Raw genomic sequence first — 19,647 nt, forward strand, 5'->3', positions numbered from 1 at the left:
AGGGGCATTTTACTTGAAGCTACTTGAACCGGCCCGGAGCGACCTCGTCGCGCTCCGGCGCGGCCAGCATCGCGCGCAGGAGCGGCAGCGTGACCGCGCGTTTCTGCTCGAGCGAAAAGCGGTCGAGCGCGTCGAGGAGCGCCATCAGGCTCGGCATGTCGCGGCGGAAATGGGTGAGGAGGTACGACGGCACGTCGTCGGCGAGCGCGATCCCGCGCTCCTTCGCCGCGTGCTTGAGCACGGCCACCTTGCCTTTGTCGGTGAGCGGCGCGAGATGGAAAACGAGACCCCAGCCGAGGCGGGTGCGCAGATCCTCGCGAACGTCGAGCGCGAGCGGCGCGGCGGGCCCCGCGGCGACGAGCGCGCTCGTCGGATGCGCGCGCACTTCGTTGAACAGGTTGAAGAGCGCGATCTGCTGCGCGTCGTTGAGCGCGTCGCAGTCGTCGACCGCGTAGAGCGACGCGCGCGGATCGAACACGAACGCGTCGAGCCCGCTTTGCGGGCTCACGTAGCGCGCGTGGCCGTACGTCGTGTCGTGCACGAGCGCTTGCAGCAAGTGGCTGCGGCCGCTGCCCGCTTCGCCCCACACGTAGAACGTGCGGTCGGCGACGGGGCCCGCTGCGAGCGCGAGGTCGAGCTCGCGCAGGCGCGTGACGAGCTCGGCGTTCGTCCCCGAATAGAAGTTGTCGAACGTCGCGGGCGGCGGGGTGCCGAGGTCGAGCGTCAGTTGACGGGATACAGTCACGGTGCGAATCAGGTCCGGTGTTGCATGCCCGAAGGGCGGCGGCGCGTGGTCGGCATCGTCGGGAAGCGCCCGTGTGCGCGGCTGCGCGCGCCGCCCGCGACGGCCCGGCAGGCGCGGGCGCGCGACGGGCGGGCGGCGCGCGCGGCGTGCCGTGCGGCTGCGCCGGCCAAGCGTGGGCGCGGCCGCTCGAGCGGCGAAAACAGTGACGAATGGGGCAAGATGCTATCCCTGATGAATCGATGCGGGGAATTCCGGCCGCCCGGCCGGCTTCGGGTAAAATCGCATTTTACCGACCTTCTCGCATTCCCCCATGAATCCTCCGAAATCCGCTCCTGACGCCCAGGGTCTGTCCTACCGTGACGCGGGCGTCGACATCGACGCGGGCGATGCGCTCGTCGACAAGATCAAGCCCTTTGCGAAGAAAACGCTGCGCGACGGCGTGCTCGGCGGCATCGGCGGGTTCGGCGCGCTGTTCGAAGTGCCGAAGAAGTACCGCGAGCCGGTGCTCGTGTCGGGCACCGACGGCGTCGGCACGAAGCTCAGGCTGGCCTTTCATCTGAACAAGCACGACACGGTCGGGCAGGATCTCGTCGCGATGAGCGTCAACGACATCCTGGTCCAGGGCGCCGAGCCGCTGTTCTTCCTCGACTACTTCGCGTGCGGCAAGCTGGACGTCGAGACGGCGGCGACGGTGGTCAAGGGCATCGCGCAGGGCTGCGAGCTGTCGGGGTGCGCGCTGATCGGCGGCGAGACGGCCGAGATGCCGGGCATGTACCCGGACGGCGAATACGACCTTGCGGGCTTCGCGGTCGGCGCGGTCGAGAAGAGCAAGATCATCGACGGCAGCACGATCGCCGAGGGCGATGTCGTGCTGGGCCTCGCGTCGAGCGGCATCCACTCGAACGGCTTCTCGCTCGTGCGCAAGATCATCGAGCGCGCGAATCCGGATCTGTCGGCCGATTTCCACGGCCGTTCGCTCGCGGACGCGCTGATGGCGCCGACCCGCATTTACGTGAAGCCGCTCCTCGCGCTGATGGAAAAGATCGCGGTGAAGGGGATGGCGCACATCACGGGCGGCGGCCTCGTCGAGAACATTCCGCGCGTGCTGCGCGACGGTCTCACAGCCGAGCTCGACAAGAGCGCGTGGCCGCTGCCGCCGCTGTTCCAGTGGCTGCAGCAGCATGGCGGCGTCGCCGACGCCGAGATGCACCGCGTGTTCAACTGCGGGATCGGGATGGCCGTCATCGTGTCGGCCGCCGATGCGGACGAAGCGCTCCGCCAGCTGACCAGCGCGGGCGAGCAGGTGTGGAAGATCGGCGCCGTGCGCGCGAGCCGCGAAGGCGAGGCGCAGACGGTCGTGGCCTGAGCGCATCGCGCCCGCCGTCCTTCGCCGGCCCCGAGCGGCTGGTGGGAAAGGGCGGATCGAACACGAGCCCGGCTCATCGCGAGCCGGGCTTTTTTTCGTCCGAAAGCCGGCCGTCAGGCGCGGCTCCGCTGTCCGTCGCCATCCGATCGCGGCGTGCCGGAAGAATAGGCGGAGACAGACCGGCAGGCCGCGAGCGGATCGTTATTTTAATAAATCTTGAAATATTGAAATGATGGCGCTATGCTGCGCGCATGGACTCGACTCTCGCCATCCGCGCGCTCGGCGCGCTCGCTCACGAATCGCGGCTCGCGATCTTTCGTCTGCTCGTCGTCACGGGAGCGGACGGGCTGCCGGCGGGCGAAATCGCCCAGCGGCTCGAACTCGCGCCGTCGCGGCTGTCGTTCCATCTGAAGGATCTTTCGCACGCCGGACTCGTGAAGTCGCGCCAGGACGGCCGTTTCGTGATCTATACGGCCAATTTCGACGCGATGAACGGGCTCATCGGCTTTCTGACCGAGAACTGCTGCGCGGGCGCGCCGTGCGGCGTGGGCGGTCCGGCTTCTTGCTCCGAGGCGCAATCGTGAAACGCATGCACATCCACGTATCGGTCGCCGATCTTGCCGACAGCATCCGGTTCTACCGTGCGCTGTTCGGCGGCGTCGAGCCCACTGTCCTGAAGGACGACTACTGCAAATGGGAGCTGACGGACCCGGCCGTCAATTTCGCGATCTCGCAACGCGGCGTGCCGCCGGGCGTCGATCACGTCGGCATTCAGGTCGAGACGGACGCCGAGCTCGACGAGATGAACGCGCGTCTTGCCGCAGCCGGGCTGCCGAGTCACGAGCAGACCGCGACGACCTGCTGTTATGCGCAGTCGGACAAGGTGTGGACGGTCGACCCGCAAGGCGTCGCATGGGAGACCTTCCGGACGCTCGGCAGCGCGCCCGTGTTCGGCCAGCCGCACGACGCGACCGCGCGGTCGGCGTGTTGCGCTCCCGCCGCGTCGGCAATTCAGTTCCATCGGAGCCGCTCGTGAGCGACAAACCCTTCTCGGTCCTCATCCTCTGCACGGGCAACAGCGCGCGCAGCATCATGGCGGAAGCGCTCTTCAATGCGATGGGCGGCGGCCGGTTCCGCGCGTACAGCGCGGGCAGCCATCCGAGCGGCAAGGTCAATCCGTTCGCGCTCGAACGCTGCGCGGCGCTCGGCTACGACGCGTCGCAACTGCGCAGCAAGAGCTGGGACGAGTTCGGCGGCCTCGGCGCGCCGCAGATGGATTTCGTGATCACGGTTTGCGACCAGGCGGCGGGCGAGGCGTGCCCGATCTGGCCCGGCCACCCGCTGACCGCGCATTGGGGCTTCGAGGACCCGGCGGCGGTCGCGGGCACCGACGACGAGAAGCGCCGCGCGTTCGACAAGGTGTATCGCCAGATCCTGAATCGCGTCGGCCAGTTCGTGAATCTGCCGCTGCACGCGCTCGACCGCGCCGCGATCCAGCGGGAGATGCGCGCGATCGGCGCTCGGCCGGCCGAGGAGGCGCCCGATGAGCAGCGTTGAGCGGCGCGCCACCGCCGCCGCGCGCCCGGCGATCGGCTTCTTCGAGCGCTACCTGACCGCGTGGGTCGCGCTTTGCATCGTTGCCGGCATCGCGCTCGGCCAGTGGCTGCCCGGCGTCTTTCAGGCGATCGGCCGGATGGAGGTCGCGCAGGTCAATCTGCCGGTCGGTCTGCTGATCTGGGTGATGATCGTGCCGATGCTGATCAAGATCGATTTCGGCGCGATGTCGCAGGTCGGCCGGCACTGGCGCGGGATCGGCGTGACGCTCGCCGTCAACTGGCTCGTCAAGCCGTTCTCGATGGCGTTGCTCGGCTGGCTGTTCGTGCGTCACCTGTTCGCGCGCTGGCTGCCCGCCGACCAGCTCGACAGCTATGTCGCCGGCCTGATCCTGCTCGCCGCCGCGCCGTGCACGGCGATGGTGTTCGTCTGGTCGCAGCTTTGCAAGGGCGATCCGTATTTCACGCTGTCGCAGGTCGCGCTCAACGACGCGATCATGATCGTCGCGTTCGCGCCGCTCGTCGCGCTGCTGCTCGGCCTGTCCGCGATCACGGTGCCCTGGGATACGCTCATCGTGTCCGTCGGTCTTTACATCGTCGTGCCGGTGATCGTCGCACAGCTCGCGCGGCGCGTGCTGCTTGCGGCCGGCGCAGCCGTGCTGCAGCGCGCCGTCGCGGCGCTCGGCCCGTGGTCGATTTGCGCGCTGCTCGCGACGCTCGTGCTGCTGTTCGCGTTCCAGGGGCGGGCGATTGTCGACGAACCGCTCGTCATCGCGCTGCTCGCGGTCCCGATCCTCGTTCAGGTGTTCTTCAACTCGGGCCTCGCGTATCTGCTCAACCGGCGCTTTCGCGTCGCGCACTGCGTCGCCGGGCCGTCGAGTCTCATCGGCGCGAGCAATTTCTTCGAACTCGCGGTCGCGACCGCGATCAGCCTGTTCGGCTTCCAGTCCGGCGCCGCGCTCGCGACGGTGGTCGGCGTGTTGATCGAAGTGCCGGTGATGCTGCTCGTCGTCGGCGTCGTGAATCGTTCGCGGCATTGGTACGAATCCCACGCGTGAGTGCGTGGCTCGACGGCGCACCGTCGAGGCGGGGCCGGCTCAGGCCGCGTGCGCGTCGCCGAGCACCCGCTCGAGCGCATCGACCGCGCGCTCGGTTGCGTTCGCCGCGCAGCAGTCGACGACGATCCGTTCCGGCATCGCGCGCAGCCAAGTCAGTTGCCGCTTGCAGAGCTGCCGAGTCGCGAAGATGCCCTTGTCGCGCATCGTCCGGTAATCAGTGACGCCGTCGAGATACTCCCATGCCTGCCGGTAGCCGACGCAGCGCATCGACGGCAGGCCGAGATGCAGGTCGTCGCGCCGGCGCAGGCGCTCGACTTCGTCGACGAAACCTGCTTCCAGCATCGCGTCGAAGCGCGCGGCGATGCGTGCATGCAGCACCGCGCGGTCCGACGGTTCGAGCGCGACGGGCACGAACCGCAGCCCCGTGGCCGCGTCGTCTTCGCGCGGCGGCGCGGCGAGAAGCGCTGACATCGGCTGCCCCGTCAGCCGATATACCTCGAGCGCGCGCTGGATCCGCTGCGAATCGTTCGGCGCGAGCCGCGCGGCCGTAGCCGGATCGACGCGCGCGAGGCGCGCGTGCAGCGCGGGCCAGCCATCGCGCTCGGCCTCGGCGTCGAGGGTCGCGCGCACGTCGGGATCGGCCGCCGGCAGGTCGTTCAAGCCCTGCGTCAGCGCCTTGTAGTACAGCATCGTGCCGCCCGCGAGGAGCGGCGTGCGGCCGCGCGCGGCGATCTCGGCGATGACGCGCAGCGCGTCGGCGCGGAATTCGGCGGCCGAGTACGCGTCGGCCGGGTCGACGATGTCGATCAGATGGTGCGGCACGGCCGCGCGCTCGTCGCGCGTCGGCTTCGCGGTGCCGATGTCCATTCCGCGATAAACGAGCGCCGAATCGACGCTGACGATCTCGATCGGCCGGCACGCGGCGAGCGCGAGCGCGGCGGCCGTCTTACCGGACGCGGTCGGGCCGAGCAGGCACGCGACCATCTGCACGGATGCCGCGGTGCGTTCGTTCATTGGCCGCGCATGAAAAGCCGGTCGAGGTCGCCGAGCGTCAATTGGTACCAGGTCGGCCGGCCGTGATTGCATTGGTCCGCGCGTTCCGTCGCTTCCATCTGGCGCAGCAGCGCGTTCATCTCGTCGAGCGTCAGGCGCCGGTTCGCGCGCACCGCGTGATGGCACGCGAGCGTGCCGAGCAACTCGTGCTGGCGCTCGGTCAACACCCGCGAGCCGCCGAACGCGTGCAGGTCCGCGAGCACCGCGCGCGCGAGCGCCTGCAGATCGGCGTCCTTCAGGAGCGCGGGCACCGCGCGGATCGCGAGCGTCGTCGGCGACAGCACCGCGAGGTCGAAGCCGAGCGCGTCGAGCGTCTCGCGCTCCTCCGCCGCCGTGCCGACCTCGACGGGCGTCGCCGTCATCGACACAGGAATCAGCAGCGTCTGCACGGCGACCGTGCGGTCGGCGAGCGCGCGCTTGAACTGCTCGTACAGGATTCGCTCGTGCGCCGCGTGCATGTCGACGATCACGAGGCCGCGCGCGTTCTGCGCGAGCACGTAGATGCCGTGGATCTGGCCGACCGCGAAGCCGAGCGGCTGCTCGTCGTGCATCATGGGGTCGGATGCATGCGTTGCCGGGAATGCGGGCGTCGCGGCGCCGCCCGGCATGGTCGCGAAGAGCGGTGCGTCCGGCGCGTCGTGCGCTTCGGGCGCGGCGCCCGTCGTGCCCTGCGGCGTGCCAGCGCCCGTGTCTTTGCGGCCGAAGAGCGCGTCGTACAGCGCGAGCGGCTGCGCGACGGGCAGCGTGCCCTGCGTCATCCGCGACTGCCGCAGCCACGTGTTGCCGGGTGTCGGCTGGCCGGCGCTTGCCGTGGGGCCCGAGCGGACGAGCGACGCGCTCGGCGCGGCGGACGATTCGGGCGACGCCGGCCCGGCCGGCGCGAGATGCGCGGCGTGGCCGCCCGCCGTCGTCTCCGGCGACGCGCCCGCATGCCGTGCGAGCGCGCGCTGCACCGCGTGGAACACGAACTGGTGGATCGAGCGCGAATCGCGGAAGCGCACTTCGATCTTCGACGGATGGACGTTCACGTCGACGGCTTCGGGCGGCAGATCGAGGAACAGCACGTACGACGGATAGCGGTCGCCGTGCAGCACGTCTTCGTATGCGGCGCGTACCGCGTGCGCGAGCAGCTTGTCGCGCACGAAGCGGCCGTTGACAAAGAAGTATTGCTGGTCCGCGCGGCCGCGGCTCGCGGTCGGTAGCCCCGCGCATCCATAGACGGCGAGCGGCCCGGCGCTTTCGTCGAGCGGCAGGTGGGCGGTCGCGAAGCCCTCGCCGAGGATCTTCGCGACGCGCGCGGCAGGCTCGCTTGCGTTCCAGTGCTCGACCGCGCGGCCGTTGTGCAGCACCGAGATTGCGACGTCCGGCCGCGCGAGCGCCGCCCGGCGGATCATCTCCAGGCAGTGGCCGAACTCGGTCTGCTCGCTCTTCAGGAACTTGCGGCGCGCGGGCGTGCTGAAGTACAGCTCGCGCACTTCGATCGTCGTGCCGCGCGTGCCGGCGGCGGGCGCGAGCACGCCCGTCTGCGCGTCGATGCGCATCGCGTGCGCGGCGTCCTCGGTGCGGCTCGTGATGAACATCTCGGCGACCGACGCGATCGACGCGAGCGCTTCGCCGCGGAACCCGAGCGTCGCGACCGCCTCGAGCTCGGCGAGCGAGCGGATCTTGCTCGTCGCGTGGCGCATCAGCGCGAGCGGCAGCTCGTCCGCGGGCATCCCGCAGCCGTCGTCGGTGATCGAGATGCGCTTGACGCCGCCTTCGTCGAGCACGATGCGCAGCGTGCTCGCGCCGGCGTCGAGCGCGTTCTCGACGAGCTCCTTGATGACGGACGCGGGCCGCTCGACCACTTCGCCCGCCGCGATCTGGCTAATGAGCTGGTCGGGCAGCGGCTGGATCGCGCGCGGGCGTCGCGGCGCGGATGCGGACTCGTCGGGCGTCGCGCCCGCGGCGGATTCGGTGAATTCGGACATGGCGGAATTATAGCGAGGCCGCGCGGCGCGTCGCCCGACGCGCTCGGTGCGCGACGCCGCTCGTCGACCAAATTTCACGGTTGCTCAAGGTACTTTCGGTATCATGACAGCGTTGCTTTTTTTCGCTTCCGGCCCCGGAAGGCCGGCGCGCGCTCACTTTGTCACGGACACAAGGAAACGCATTTGGAAACGCTGCTTCATTTCGTCAGTCTCGTCGTGCACATCGATGCATTTCTCGGCGATTTCATCCGGCAGTATGGCGCCTGGGTCTATCTGGTGCTGTTCCTGATCGTTTTCTGCGAAACCGGGCTCGTGATCTTCCCGTTCCTGCCGGGCGATTCGCTGCTCTTCATCGCGGGCGCGTTCGCGGCGACGGGCGAGATGACGCTCGCTGGCCTCATCGTGCTGCTGCTCGTCGCGGCGGTGGGCGGCAATACGGTCAACTATCTGATCGGCCGCGCGATCGGTCCGAAGGTCTTCAACACGCACATTCCGGGGCTCGAACGCTTCCTCGACCGCGCGGCGCTGCAGAAAACCCACAATTTCTACGAGCGGCACGGCGGCAAGACGCTCGTGCTCGCGCGCTTCATCCCGGTCGTGCGCACGTTCGCGCCGTTCGTCGCGGGCGCGTCGACGATGCGCTTCGCGCGCTTCCAGCTGTTCAACATGATCGGCGCGCTGATCTGGGTACTGCTCCTCGTGTTCCTCGGTTACTTCTTCGGCAACATTCCGTTCATTCGCCATTACCTGAACGTGATCGTGCTCGTGGGGATCGGCGCGGCGGTGATTCCCGTCGCGATCGGCGCGTTGTGGAAGCTGTTGCGCACCAAGTCGCGGGCGGACACCGAGAAGAGCGGCGGCCGCTGAGCGCGCGCATCGGTCAAGGTCCACGAAGGGAAGCGGCGCGGCGACCGGCCGCGCCGTTTTTTTATCCGGCGCCCGCTAGCGCCGCGCCAGCACTTGGCGCAAATCGTCGACGCGCCACATCGCCATCGTCTTCATCTGGTCCCATTGTCCTTCGTTGATCACGTGCACGGGCGGCGGGAACGCGAACGGCGGCAGCAGGAAGTTGAGCGGTCGATAGAGGTAATTGACGCCGTCCGTCGCGTCTTCGAGATCGACGTTGGCATGGCCGTTGTCGACGTAGCGCTGGAAACAGTTGTCGTGCGTGAGGAACACGTAGCGCGCGCGGCTCGCGGCGAAATTCGCGACAAGCCGCCAGATCAGCTCGAACGAGAAGTGAATGGCGCAGTCACGGCAGAAGATTGCATCGACCTCGGGAAGCGGATCGTCGATCGCATCGATCTGGATGAATTCTCGTGCCGCGTTGCCATAGCGCCGCTGGTTCGCGTCGATGAGGTCCGGCACGATGTCGCCGCCGATATAGCGGATGCCAGCCAGATCGACATGCCGCATCCAGTGGAAATCGCCGCACGGCACGTCGAGGATCGACTGCACGCGATAGTGGCGCAGCACGGCCGGCAGCTCCGCCGCGAGCGACGCCGTTGCCCGCACTTCGGAGCCCTGACCGGAGCGGCTTTCCTCGCTGTTCCAGAGATTGTCCCGGTAGACCGATTCGAAAAAGGCACGGCGGTTCGACATGGCTGGGTTCAGGAGGGGCATCGTCGAGCGATTCTGACACATCCCTGCGAAAACGCCCACTCGGGCCGAGCGGGCGTCGTCTCGACAGCGTGAGCGCCGCCGCGCGGCGGCCTGCGCATTACGACGCCGTGCGATGCGCGACCGGCGTTTCCGGCGTCGGATAGCCGGCTTCGCGGAACGTGTCGAGAATCGCGCGGTTGGTGTCGCAATACACCTGCCAGTAGTTCGTGGGCTGCGTCGACGGACGCACGAAGAGGAGCGGGCCTTCCGGCGTAAACGACAGCACGCCGACGTCGGGCGTCGGCTCCTTGACGACGTTCGGGATCTTCGCGATCGCGGCCTTCAAGCGCTCGATCGCATCGACCGCGTCGACGCCGTTCGCGATCTTCGCCGTCAGATCGACGCGGCGCGTCGGCGTCGCGCTGTAGTTCGCGATGTTGTCGGAGAAGATCTTGTTGTTGCCGACGAGCGTGACGACGTTGTCGGCCGTGACGATCGTCGTGCCGAAGAGGCCGAGCTCCTTGACCGTGCCCGTCACGCCGCCCGCCGAAATCACGTCGCCGACCTTGAACGGGCGCAGCACCTGCATGAACACGCCGGCCGCGAAGTGCGCGAGCAGGCCGCCCCACGCGGTGCCGACCGCGAGGCCGAGGCCCGCGAGCAAAGCGGCGAACGAAGTCGTCTGCACGCCGAACACCTGCAGGATCGCGAGGATGAGGAGCACCGTGAGCAACACGCTCGTGACCGACGTCAGATAGTGCGACAGCGTCGCGTCGACTTTCCCGCTTCTGCGGATGATCCTGCCCATCACGTTCGTGAGGATCCGGATCGCCCAGCGTCCGATGATCCAGAGTGCGATCGAAGCGATGACCTGCAGGCCGAAGTCGATACCGCGAGTGACGACGAAAGTTTGCACGGAGGCGAGATCCACGATGAGGTCTCCAAATGAATTGAACGGAGGCGGCCGTGAAGCCACGCGAAAGGGGCCTTTTATAACCGACTCGCGGCGATGGAGCAACCTTCGCCGCGCGGGCGGCGCGCTACGTCGAGCGGCGGGGCGCGAACGGAACCTGCCGGATGTCGCCGCGGCGTGCAATGATCGCGGTGCTTTCCGGAATTTTCTCCCACGCGTCGTGCAGGTCGACGAGCGGCTCGGACAGCACGAGGAACGCGTCGTCGCCGATCGCCCGGATGCGCGGATCGTGCGGATAGAGCTGGTGCAGATGACGGAACGACGTGCTGTGAAAGAGCGAGCGCGACTCGCGTTCGCTCGAGTAGCGGAGCGCGACGACCTGCTCGCCGTCCGTCGCGCAGACCGTCATGTTGAGCGGCGCATCGACGCCGTGACGCGCGCCCGCGTCCTCGATCGCCCCGGCCATCCGTTCGAGCGCGGACAGCGGCTCGTGCTCGAGCCCGAACGTGAGCGCGAGATGAAACATCACTTCGGAGTCCGTCGATCCTTCGATCGACGGGAAGAGGGCGGGATCGATGCGCATCATCAGGTCACGCCGCAGCGTGTGATAGCGGCGGATCAGACCGTTATGAGCGAACAGCCAGCGTCCGCGGCGGAACGGATGGCAGTTGGTTTCCTGCACGGGCGTGTCGGTCGCCGAACGAATGTGCGCGATGAAGAGCGGCGAGCGGATCGCGCGCGCCGCTTCGCGCAGGTTGCGATCGTTCCATGCGGGGCTTACGCAACGGTAGATGAACGGAATCTCGTCGGGTTCTCCGTACCAGCCGATGCCGAAGCCGTCGCCGTTGGTCGTCGTCACGCCCATCCGCGAATGCAGGCTCTGGTCGATCAGCGAATGCTTCGCGCGAAACAGCACGGTTTCGAGTTGGATCGGATTGCCGGTGTAAGCGAGCCAGCGGCACATCGTAAGCACCTCCGTCTAACGTGCACGGCGGACCTGTCGTCGTGATCGGCGAGACCGGCCGTGCAGACTGCGATCTGCAAAGCCTAGCCGATTTTCGCCGGGCCTGCCGCGTGGCGGCTCGCGGTCTGCCGCTGCGCGCGAAACGAAACGAGCCGCATGTGCGTGCATGCGGCTCGTCGTCGGCGCAGGCGCCTCGCGGCGGCGCGCTCACGCTCGCGTGAAGCGCGACGCCGCGCGTCACGTCACGTCGCGGACGTGCGTCCGTACGTGTCCTCGAAGCGGACGATGTCGTCTTCGCCGAGATACGCGCCCGACTGGACCTCGATCAGCTCGAGCGGAATCTTGCCGGGGTTCTTCAGGCGGTGCGTCGCGCCGAGCGGTATGTAGGTCGACTGATTTTCGGTCAGGATGATTTCCTTGCCGTCGTTCGTGACGAGCGCGGTGCCCTTGACGACGATCCAGTGCTCCGCGCGATGGTGGTGCATCTGCAGGCTCAACTGCGCGCCCGGATTGACGACGATGCGCTTCACCTGGAAGCGGTCGCCCTCGTCGATGCCTTCGTACGAGCCCCACGGCCGGATCACGCGGCGATGCGTGACGGACTCGTGACGTCCGGACGCGTTCAGCCATTCGACGACCTTCTTCACGTCCTGCGCCTTGTCGCGATGCGCGACGAGCACGGCGTCCGCCGTTTCGACGATCACGATGTTGTCGATGCCGATCGCGGCGACCATCCGATGCTCGGCACGGATGTACGAATTCTCGACCGCGTCGGTGTACACGTCGCCGATCAGCGCGTTGCGCTGTGCGTCGGTGGCCGCGATGTCGGCGAGCGCGCTCCACGAGCCGATGTCGTTCCAGCCGAGATTCGCGGCGGCGACGACGGCCGCGCGCTCGGTCTTCTCCATCACCGCGTAGTCGATCGACACGTTCGGGCTTGCGCCGAACGCGCCCGCATCGAGGCGCAGGAAGTCGTGGTCGCGCGTCGCTGCGTCGAGCGCGAGCTCGGCCTGGCGTGCGATGTCCGGTGCGTGGCGGCGCAGTTCGTCGAGATATGTCGACGCCTTGAGCATGAACATCCCGCTGTTCCAGTAATAGCCGCCGTTCGCGACGAAGCGCGCGGCGCTCGGCGCATCCGGCTTCTCGACGAACGCGTCGACGCGGTAGACCTGCGCGTCGTCCGCGAGCGCGTCGCCTCGGCGAATGTAGCCGTAGCCCGTGTGCGCTTGCGTTGGTGTGACGCCGAATGTGACGAGATGCTCGTTGGATGCGACGGTCGCCGCCGTCTTTACGACGTCGGCGAACGCGGGCTCGTTGTCGATCGCGTGATCGGACGGCAGCACGAGCAGCAGCGCATCAGGCGATTCGCGCAGTGCGAGGAGAGCGGCGATCGCGATCGCGGGCGCGGTATTGCGACCCACCGGCTCGAGCACGATCGATGACGGCGTGATGCCTACCTGGCGCAGTTGCTCGGCGACGAGGAAGCGCTGCTCGTTGTTGGTGACGACGATCGGCGCGCCGACGCCATCGACGTCGCGCACGCGCAGCGCAGTCTGCTGGACGAGCGTATTGTCGCCCGTGAGCTTCAGATACTGTTTCGGATAGCCGCCGCGCGACATCGGCCAGAGGCGCGTACCGCTGCCGCCACAAAGGATCACCGGATAAATGTTCATGAATGACCTCGGTTTATAAAGCTGGGCTGATTCGTTGCGCTGGACCAGAGAATTTTCGATCTCGTCGATGAACCGATCCGTCGTTCCGTTTCGGCCGATTTTCAACTGCCCGGGCGATCTCGTCGAATCGCAATGCGCTGCACGATTCGCCATCTGGCGTGCGATAGTACATTACGCGTCCAACGGAAAGCCTTCAGAAACGGCCGCGCGCGATTGCCGCGCACCCGCTCGAGCCGCCGTGCGGCGGGGGCCGCGAGCCGCTCGACGACGGCCTCCGGCGTCGTGAACACGTGCAGTTGCCAATCCCAGTACAGTGGGTAGCGCAGCAGCGCGCCAGCCGTCAGCAAGGCGGCGGTTGCAATTGCCGCTGCCGTGTTGCGGCTTACCGGTTCGAGTACGATTGGTGGCGGGCTTATGTCAATCTGGCGCAGTTGATCGTTGTCGAGGAAACACTGCTCTTGGTGGGTGATAACAATGGGTGTGGAGATCTACGGAATGCAGTCTAGGCGAAGCGCGGTTTGTTGAGCCAAGGTGTTTTCGCGGATCTGTTTCGAGTACCGTTTGGGATAACCACTGCGCGACTTCGGCATAGAGTCGGGTACCAGCGCCGCCACGTCGGACGGCAGGGTAAATGTCCATATTCATCGCGCGCGATACAGGTTTTGCTTGAAAATTGATATCAACGGGCGTTCATACATTGCTTTTTTGCGCCTGTCGGTACTGGGCGACTGTCCAAAGCAAATGCCGGAATATGTTGCGGGTCCAGCGAAATGCCTTGCGAAGGGCGCGGCGACGGTCGCCGCGCACGCGTTCCAGTGGACGCGCCGCGAACGGGGCGAGCTTGTGCACCACCGACTCAGGCGTCACATAAAGTCTAGTCCTCCAATTCCAATAGATCGGGTAACGCAGCAGGGCGCCAGCGACCAGCATCTCAAGTGTAAGCGTGCGCCGTCGCCACGGTATCGGCTGGATTGCATCCGATGTGAGCCCCCATCCGGCGTAAAAAGGCAGGCCGTACGTGAAGACTTTTTTCCCGCGTAGGAGCGCATCGAAGCCAGCGAGGGAAGATAGCGTGTGCACTTCATCTGCGCGCTCGATGAGTGAGAGCACATCAGCGTCGGTGTCGACGATATCGGCCAGCCGGTGCGCGTCAATGAGGCCAATCCGGTTGCCGGAAAGCACGTCCGGGTGTGGCTTATATACGATGAATCCATCGGGGTTGCGTGCGCGTACTTCGCGAAGCAGGGCCTCGGCGGAACCAAACAGACTTGTGCCTAAGCGGATCGAAGCATCGTCGGCCACTTGGCCGGGCACGAACAGTAGTGTCTTGCTGGCCGGCGCGTGCCAAGCCGGTTTCCGTCGACCGAGATTATATTTCGTGACGCCTGAGCGCACGATCAACTCCCGGAGAGACTCTGCACGCGTAAGCTCAGCATCGCTGAACTGCGTTTCATTGAGGATGTCCGTCAGATCGCTAGACACTCGCGCATCGAAATAGAGACCGCGCCGGTCGATGACCTGACTCAGCGGTGCACTCATGTCCGAGCCCAGGCCCAGTGAATGGAAAAAGCCATCTTCCATTCGAATGATGCGAGTACCTGGCGTAATGCCTTCGACGTGTTTATCGCCCCACAATGCAATACACTCGTTCGGTTTCACTGCGTCGGGAGAACGCAGCCAACGCAGTGTGCCCCCACCGGCGGCGAGGAATGGCGTCGCAAACGGACGCTTCCAGAGCTGAAAGCGCACACCGGCGATATTCGTGCAATCACCGAAGCGCTCGCGTACTGCGTACTGCAACTCGATACTATTAAGCACTTGATCGAGGCTGCCCGGTTCGTCGCTGTCCGGGGCCACATAGCGCGCCAGTCGCAGGTAGACTGCGTCGAACAGTGCGGCGACAGTCGGACGCGCGCGGCGCTCGGGCACGGCAATATCATCGTGTGTCAAGCCCCAGCCCGCGTAAAAAGGCGTGCCGAAAACTCGTACTGGCATGCCGGCAACCAGAGCCTCCATACCTTCCGGAGCGTCAACCGTGTAGACATAGTCAATTTGGCTCAAGATGGAAAAGAAGTGGTATCCCCGCCCGATCTTGCGTGCGACTTCGGGCAACACCGGCGACAGCTGCCACGGCCCGAAAGCGTCGCCCGAAGATGGCCACAGCCACAGTTCCGCGTCAGGATGTTCGGCCTTCGCCGTGGCGAGCATCCGCTGGAATGGTGCGCCCGCCCCTAAACCGGCACATTTTCGCTGATCGATGAGCAGAATCTTGTGTAGGCCTGGCATGGCAGACAATTCCGCAGGGCATCCGCACTTTATTGCGCGGTTGCGCCCCGCCCCGGCGAGGACGAGGCGTTTCATGAGCCGCACCACATCGGGCGACTCACCCAATTCCCTGTCACTTGCAAAGAGTCGGCTTAGCGCGTCGCACATCGTTGTTTGAGAATTTCCGCGATATGGCAGTGCGAACCACGACAGCATTGGCACACCGGATGCTCCTGTTGACCAGACCGGTCCCGGCATCATGGCCATCACGTCATCGCGAACGATGCGCGCAAGCGTGAGCAGGAGCCGGCCGAGAAGGTGGTCCGCCCGGATTGCACGGGCTCGAACGCAGGCAGGAATTTTCATGCGACCGGCAACGCGTGTGGTGACGACACGGTTATAGCGCGCTGAGCTCCTCAAATGAAATGGGCGCCGTACCCACCTTGCCGACAACGATACTTGCGGCGCGATTGGCCAGTTGCGCCGCATCCTCCAAACCGTAGCCCACTCCCAATGCGACAGCCATTGTCGCGATCACGGTGTCGCCGGCGCCCGACACGTCGTAGACTTCGCGGGCTTGTGCCGGGATGCGAATGTGCCGGTCACCAAGGAACAGACTCATGCCTTCTTCCGATCGCGTGACGAGGAGGGCTTTAAGACCGAGCCGATTCCGCAGAGCAAATGCCTTGTCTTCGAAGTCGGTCTCCGACGATGGCGTACCGACGACCGTTGCGAATTCCTCACGGTTCGGCGTGAGTAGCGTTGCTCCCTCGTATGGCGAGTAATCCGTCCCTTTCGGATCGACAAGCACGGTTTTCCCTTGCTTCAGAGCCATCTGCATCATCGTGCGCAAGTGCGCAAGTCCGCCTTTCCCATAATCGGAGAATACGATGACACTGTACCCGTCCAACGCTGCTTCAAACGACGATACGAGCGGCAACAACAATTCATGATCCGGTCGTTCTTCGAAGTCGGCGCGTACGACTTGTTGCCCCCGTGCGAGCAGACGAAGCTTGATCGTCGTTTGAAACCTTGAATCGCGATGAAAGCCGCATCTGATGTTCGCTTTATGAAGCAACTCCACGAGGTCGTCTCCTGCCGCGTCCGCGCCGACCACCGACATGATCATGGTTTTTGCGCCGAGGTTGGCGACGTTGACCGCGACGTTGGCCGCACCGCCGGGCGTCGTACGAATGTCGCGCACGAGTACGACCGGCACCGGTGCTTCAGGTGAAATGCGCTGTGTGTCGCCGAACCAGTATCGATCGAGCATGACGTCTCCGGCAACCAGAACCTTTGCTGATGAGAAGTTCGCGATCATGAGGCCAACTCCAAAATAAGGTGTTCCGCAATTTCAAAATGTTGTTTCCACGTCGGTGTACGGAATCTCGCCAATCGGGCGATTTGCGCTTTGCGTTCTTTGGAGTCGTGGCACGTGTAGGCGTCAATGCGGTCCATCCACGCCGGACCGTCGAGTGGGTCCAGATAGTCGGGAATCTCTCCCGCAATTTCTCGAAATACGTCGAGATCGCTGGCAATCACCGGCACATTAGCTGATAGGGCCTCGATAAGCGGCATGCCGTACCCCTCGACCAACGACGGGAACACCAGCGCTTGCGCGTGATGCAAATATGTGGCCAAGCTCGCGTCATTGCAATGGGCGAGCTCGACGACCTTGGAGTTCAGGTTCTCGCAACGGTCGAGCATGTCGATGGCGTTTTCGCATTCCCATCCGCGCCGGCCGATGATAACGAGCACCGGCGCGCGTGCTTCCAATCGTTCGACCAACCGCCTCCAGACGTGGAGGAGGAACCAATGGTTCTTTCGTGCCTCTATTGTGCCTAACACGACGAAATATGGCTCTGCCATCGGACGAACTGGACTCGGCTTTGGCAGGCGCGCAGGCGCCAGCGGCGCAACGGCGCAGCGCGGAATCGGCTTTCGATTTTTAGCTGCGTATTCTTTCAGCTCTCGGTGCGTTGCGTACGAGTTCATAATGATCCCGACTTCCGGCGAGAGCATCGTATCGAGTCGTCGCCGATGCACGACTGCTTCGCCAGGGCGACAGTATTCGGGATGCGTGACGGGTATCAGGTCGTGAAGAAACAGAACCAGCCGCCAATTGCGGCGTTTTGCCTGTTCGACATAGGCGGGCCGATCGAGCCCGCTATGGCCGGTATTGATCAATATTGATGCAGGGCTCCCGCGATCCCAATTGCATACGTACGCGCTGCCCAGACAGCGACGAACCATACTGGTGAAACCGCTGTCAGGACAATGCAGTGAGTCGTACAGACGCTGAGATTGCGGCGCGCTCAAGACGACCCAGCGCCCCGCGAACCTCACCACGGCGTGTGCGCGCGCGCGAAAGTGCTCGACGTATTCCAGGCTCACCCGGTCGACGCCAGTAGGCAGCATTTTTTGAAGGCGGCGATCCACCAGCCTCGTCACATCAATCAATACGTTGCTCACGTGAATGCGTCTCCACTGCTACCGTGCTGTATTAACCAGGCTGCTTACCGTGAAGATCGACGACGTCAATATGTTGAGGAATTTTTGCAGCTCGGCAGCGGGTGCGTTGGCCACATAGAGCACATCCTTGTCGTTGATCGGAAAGTCCTGGGCAACCAGGAAACTGCGAGGATCCTTTAAGTCGAGTCGGTAGATGACAGGTATCTTGCCTTCCGTCGTATGCGGCCAGGACTTCGCTTGTTCGCCGAGGGCACTTGGATCTTCGAAGCGAAATACGAAGAGTCCTTGCGCATCGGCCCGCTGATCATCCGGTCCGCCAATTCGTCCAAGCGCTTGCATCAGGCTGATTCCCTTGGCTTCATAATCAACCTCTTCGTGCTTAACGGTCGCTCCCAGTGCGATGAAGCTCGACGATTGGTATAGGGCTGTTATGACGTCGCCCGGTCGAAGCACGATGTTTTGTGTCGGATTCCGGATGATCGAGTCGAGCGGCATTGAAAGGTGCCGGTTATTTCGCGTTAGTTGAATCGTTACTTTTCCTACTGGCTGCTTTACACCGCCAGCCGCTGCCAGAGCGTCTAACAGTCGTTCTCCTTTCGCGGTCAGTGGCATGCGTGTGCTTTGATTGACCTCCCCAACAACGGTAACGTTTGAGCTGGCATTTTTTGTAACCCTGACTAGGACCTGCGGCTGATGAGCCTTGCCGATCAAGCGTTGGGTGATTGCCTGCTCAATTTCGTATGGAGTTTTGCTGGCGGCTTTCACCGGACCGGCAAAAGGCACGCTAATAGTACCCTCGGCGTTGACCATCTGTTCCGGAAAAGTCGTGGCTCTGCTTGTCCCCATTTCGCCACCGAGTTCAACCGACAACTGGCCGAACAGCGTTGCAGGCGGCGCTTCCCAAATGGATACTTGGAGTACGTCGCCGGGGCCGACGATGTACTCGGGTGTCGCTTGGCTGGGGAAAGCCAGAGCGAAGGTCGTGTACTTTTGTTCGTTCAATAAACGTAGCGTGACACCTTCACTGATGTCGATGACCGGTATCGGGAGTGCCGCTCGCTGTTCAGTGATGTCCTTCCTGCTTGGTCCGGAAGTGGGGAGCCACGCGGGAGTGGTGCTGCAGGCTGCTATCACCCAGGGCAGCACGCAGATACCCGCCAAGTGGGCAAGTAACCGCGTGGGTGCCGCGCGACGATCCGTTCGTTTCATCCTCGGATGTCGAGAGGGGATACTTTCAGCATGATGAATCGCATCGCTGTTGTCTGCATTCTTCTTATGAACTTCGAATATACACATATTAAAATCGCCACGCCTGCAGACCTGGATAGTCATTCCACATTAATTTTTCCTTGGCGCCAAGTTTTTCGGCCAAAATATCAAATGCATCACGACTATAAAGGGAGATGTGTCCATTGGCGGGGCCGAGATACCACCAGTCTCGCTTGCAAGTATGTGGGTCATACTGTGCAGTTTGAAAGGAAAAAACTCCTCCCGGTCGTAAATATTTAATGGCGCTGCCGATGATATCGACTGGCCGTGGTAAGTGTTCTATAACCTCGCAACTAACAACAACATCAAATTCTCCTTCGGGTGGTTGAGGGAGAAACCATTCCAATCCGTATTTTGGCTTTATGATGTCAGTGCCCCATGCGTTCATTTGTAGCTGATTTCGAGCTGATTCGATAAATGTCCCCATTCCGCAACCAAAATCCAGAATTTTTATCTTCCAAGGATCCATGTTTAGAATCTTGTTGGCCATTAGTATCAATCTGAGTGTTTGGTTTACTCTTCCCCCCGTTACTATCTTCACACCCCGATAATTGGGGTTTTGGCCAGCCAGGCCCGGCATGATTCCCGCCCCCAGTCGCAGTCATGATCCGGGGGGGGTTGTCACCGGGCCTGGTGGGTGGCTGGTGATCGCTGATAGGGGTTTGGCCGGGATATCCCGACGCCGTCCGTAACGTGGATGCCGAGACTTGCCACCGTTGTTGCAAACCAACCCGTTCACTCTGC

Annotated in this window: 18 protein-coding genes and 1 pseudogene; 6 read left to right on the forward strand and 13 right to left on the reverse strand. The window is 64.2% G+C overall.

Translation table 11 applies throughout. The annotated features are described in order from the left end of the window. Positions 1–19: 19 nt before the first annotated feature. The gene (gene hda, locus WS62_RS21040; RefSeq protein WP_066574806.1) at positions 20–745 is read right to left on the reverse strand and encodes a DnaA regulatory inactivator Hda; all 726 of its coding nucleotides are present in this window, start codon (positions 743–745) and stop codon (positions 20–22) included. 310 nt (positions 746–1,055) lie between these two features. Here hda and purM point away from each other — a divergent pair, with 310 nt between their 5' ends. The 5 genes from purM to arsB all read left to right on the forward strand — a co-directional run bounded on the left by purM (position 1,056) and on the right by arsB (position 4,722). Then, entirely contained in the window at positions 1,056–2,111 is a 1,056-nt protein-coding gene (purM, locus tag WS62_RS21045; protein ID WP_066574810.1) for a phosphoribosylformylglycinamidine cyclo-ligase, read from the forward strand. 251 nt (positions 2,112–2,362) lie between these two features. After that, positions 2,363–2,695, forward strand: coding sequence for an ArsR/SmtB family transcription factor (locus tag WS62_RS21050; protein WP_066574815.1), 333 nt, complete (start codon positions 2,363–2,365; stop codon positions 2,693–2,695). After that, complete coding sequence (locus WS62_RS21055) at positions 2,692–3,147, forward strand: ArsI/CadI family heavy metal resistance metalloenzyme (RefSeq protein ID WP_066574816.1); 456 nt, start codon at positions 2,692–2,694, stop codon at positions 3,145–3,147. The genes WS62_RS21050 and WS62_RS21055 overlap by 4 nt, the downstream gene beginning before the upstream one ends. After that, on the forward strand, positions 3,144–3,668 hold the full coding sequence (locus WS62_RS21060; protein WP_066574821.1) for an arsenate reductase ArsC: 525 nt from the start codon (positions 3,144–3,146) through the stop codon (positions 3,666–3,668). The genes WS62_RS21055 and WS62_RS21060 overlap by 4 nt, the downstream gene beginning before the upstream one ends. Beyond that, a complete protein-coding gene (gene arsB, locus WS62_RS21065) occupies positions 3,655–4,722 on the forward strand; it encodes an ACR3 family arsenite efflux transporter (RefSeq protein WP_066574828.1) in 1,068 nt (355 codons plus the stop codon). Before WS62_RS21060 ends, arsB begins: the two co-directional genes overlap by 14 nt. 39 nt (positions 4,723–4,761) lie before the next feature. On the opposite strand, the gene miaA is transcribed toward arsB, so the two are convergent. Next, positions 4,762–5,736, reverse strand: a complete 975-nt coding sequence (gene miaA / locus WS62_RS21070) for a tRNA (adenosine(37)-N6)-dimethylallyltransferase MiaA (protein ID WP_066574830.1) — start codon at positions 5,734–5,736, stop codon at positions 4,762–4,764. After that, a complete protein-coding gene (mutL, locus tag WS62_RS21075) occupies positions 5,733–7,745 on the reverse strand; it encodes a DNA mismatch repair endonuclease MutL (protein WP_066574832.1) in 2,013 nt (670 codons plus the stop codon). The genes miaA and mutL overlap by 4 nt, the downstream gene beginning before the upstream one ends. 183 nt (positions 7,746–7,928) lie before the next feature. Here mutL and WS62_RS21080 point away from each other — a divergent pair, with 183 nt between their 5' ends. Then, positions 7,929–8,612, forward strand: a complete 684-nt coding sequence (locus WS62_RS21080) for a VTT domain-containing protein (RefSeq protein ID WP_066487260.1) — start codon at positions 7,929–7,931, stop codon at positions 8,610–8,612. A gap of 75 nt (positions 8,613–8,687) precedes the next feature. Here WS62_RS21080 and WS62_RS21085 read toward each other — a convergent pair whose 3' ends face one another. The 10 genes and pseudogenes from WS62_RS21085 to WS62_RS34425 form a co-directional block, all read right to left on the reverse strand. Continuing rightward, positions 8,688–9,347 carry a class I SAM-dependent methyltransferase gene (locus tag WS62_RS21085; RefSeq protein ID WP_066574835.1) on the reverse strand — a complete coding sequence of 220 codons (660 nt, stop codon included), beginning with the start codon at positions 9,345–9,347 and terminating at the stop codon, positions 8,688–8,690. 118 nt (positions 9,348–9,465) lie between these two features. After that, entirely contained in the window at positions 9,466–10,278 is an 813-nt protein-coding gene (locus tag WS62_RS21090; protein ID WP_066487258.1) for a mechanosensitive ion channel family protein, read from the reverse strand. A 109-nt stretch (positions 10,279–10,387) separates the two neighbouring features. Continuing rightward, complete coding sequence (locus WS62_RS21095; protein ID WP_066574861.1) at positions 10,388–11,224, reverse strand: class II glutamine amidotransferase; 837 nt, start codon at positions 11,222–11,224, stop codon at positions 10,388–10,390. Positions 11,225–11,466: 242 nt separating this feature from the next. After that, complete coding sequence (locus WS62_RS21100) at positions 11,467–12,897, reverse strand: mannose-1-phosphate guanylyltransferase/mannose-6-phosphate isomerase (protein ID WP_066574863.1); 1,431 nt, start codon at positions 12,895–12,897, stop codon at positions 11,467–11,469. A 101-nt stretch (positions 12,898–12,998) separates the two neighbouring features. After that, a pseudogene (locus WS62_RS36745) lies at positions 12,999–13,253 on the reverse strand (capsular biosynthesis protein); the annotation flags it as partial. Between the two features lie 334 nt (positions 13,254–13,587). Continuing rightward, a complete protein-coding gene (locus tag WS62_RS21105) occupies positions 13,588–15,528 on the reverse strand; it encodes a capsular polysaccharide biosynthesis protein (protein ID WP_066574838.1) in 1,941 nt (646 codons plus the stop codon). 31 nt (positions 15,529–15,559) lie between these two features. Continuing rightward, complete coding sequence (gene rfaE1, locus WS62_RS21110; protein ID WP_066574840.1) at positions 15,560–16,483, reverse strand: D-glycero-beta-D-manno-heptose-7-phosphate kinase; 924 nt, start codon at positions 16,481–16,483, stop codon at positions 15,560–15,562. Then, positions 16,480–17,634, reverse strand: coding sequence for a glycosyltransferase family 4 protein (locus WS62_RS21115; protein ID WP_066574848.1), 1,155 nt, complete (start codon positions 17,632–17,634; stop codon positions 16,480–16,482). The genes rfaE1 and WS62_RS21115 overlap by 4 nt, the downstream gene beginning before the upstream one ends. Before the next feature lie 18 nt (positions 17,635–17,652). Continuing rightward, positions 17,653–18,966 (reverse strand): polysaccharide biosynthesis/export family protein, encoded by a 1,314-nt coding sequence (locus WS62_RS21120; protein WP_231748367.1) that lies wholly within the window; start codon positions 18,964–18,966, stop codon positions 17,653–17,655. Then, positions 18,932–19,372 (reverse strand): class I SAM-dependent methyltransferase, encoded by a 441-nt coding sequence (locus WS62_RS34425; RefSeq protein ID WP_197422887.1) that lies wholly within the window; start codon positions 19,370–19,372, stop codon positions 18,932–18,934. Before WS62_RS34425 ends, WS62_RS21120 begins: the two co-directional genes overlap by 35 nt. Positions 19,373–19,647: the final 275 nt, after the last annotated feature.

This window comes from Burkholderia sp. ABCPW 14 (assembly GCF_001523835.1).
GTDB classification, from domain to species: domain Bacteria; phylum Pseudomonadota; class Gammaproteobacteria; order Burkholderiales; family Burkholderiaceae; genus Burkholderia; species Burkholderia mayonis.

Coding starts and splice junctions, on each gene's coding strand:
- WS62_RS34425 (WP_197422887.1), bottom strand. CDS start 19,372: ATGGATCCTTGGAAGATAAAAATTCTGGATTTTGGTTGCGGAATGGGG.
- WS62_RS21120 (WP_231748367.1), bottom strand. CDS start 18,966: ATGACTATCCAGGTCTGCAGGCGTGGCGATTTTAATATGTGTATATTC.
- arsB (WP_066574828.1), top strand. CDS start 3,655: ATGAGCAGCGTTGAGCGGCGCGCCACCGCCGCCGCGCGCCCGGCGATC.
- WS62_RS21050 (WP_066574815.1), top strand. CDS start 2,363: ATGGACTCGACTCTCGCCATCCGCGCGCTCGGCGCGCTCGCTCACGAA.
- purM (WP_066574810.1), top strand. CDS start 1,056: ATGAATCCTCCGAAATCCGCTCCTGACGCCCAGGGTCTGTCCTACCGT.
- WS62_RS21085 (WP_066574835.1), bottom strand. CDS start 9,347: ATGTCGAACCGCCGTGCCTTTTTCGAATCGGTCTACCGGGACAATCTC.
- rfaE1 (WP_066574840.1), bottom strand. CDS start 16,483: ATGATCGCGAACTTCTCATCAGCAAAGGTTCTGGTTGCCGGAGACGTC.
- miaA (WP_066574830.1), bottom strand. CDS start 5,736: ATGAACGAACGCACCGCGGCATCCGTGCAGATGGTCGCGTGCCTGCTC.
- WS62_RS21100 (WP_066574863.1), bottom strand. CDS start 12,897: ATGAACATTTATCCGGTGATCCTTTGTGGCGGCAGCGGTACGCGCCTC.
- WS62_RS21105 (WP_066574838.1), bottom strand. CDS start 15,528: ATGAAAATTCCTGCCTGCGTTCGAGCCCGTGCAATCCGGGCGGACCAC.
- mutL (WP_066574832.1), bottom strand. CDS start 7,745: ATGTCCGAATTCACCGAATCCGCCGCGGGCGCGACGCCCGACGAGTCC.
- WS62_RS21095 (WP_066574861.1), bottom strand. CDS start 11,224: ATGTGCCGCTGGCTCGCTTACACCGGCAATCCGATCCAACTCGAAACC.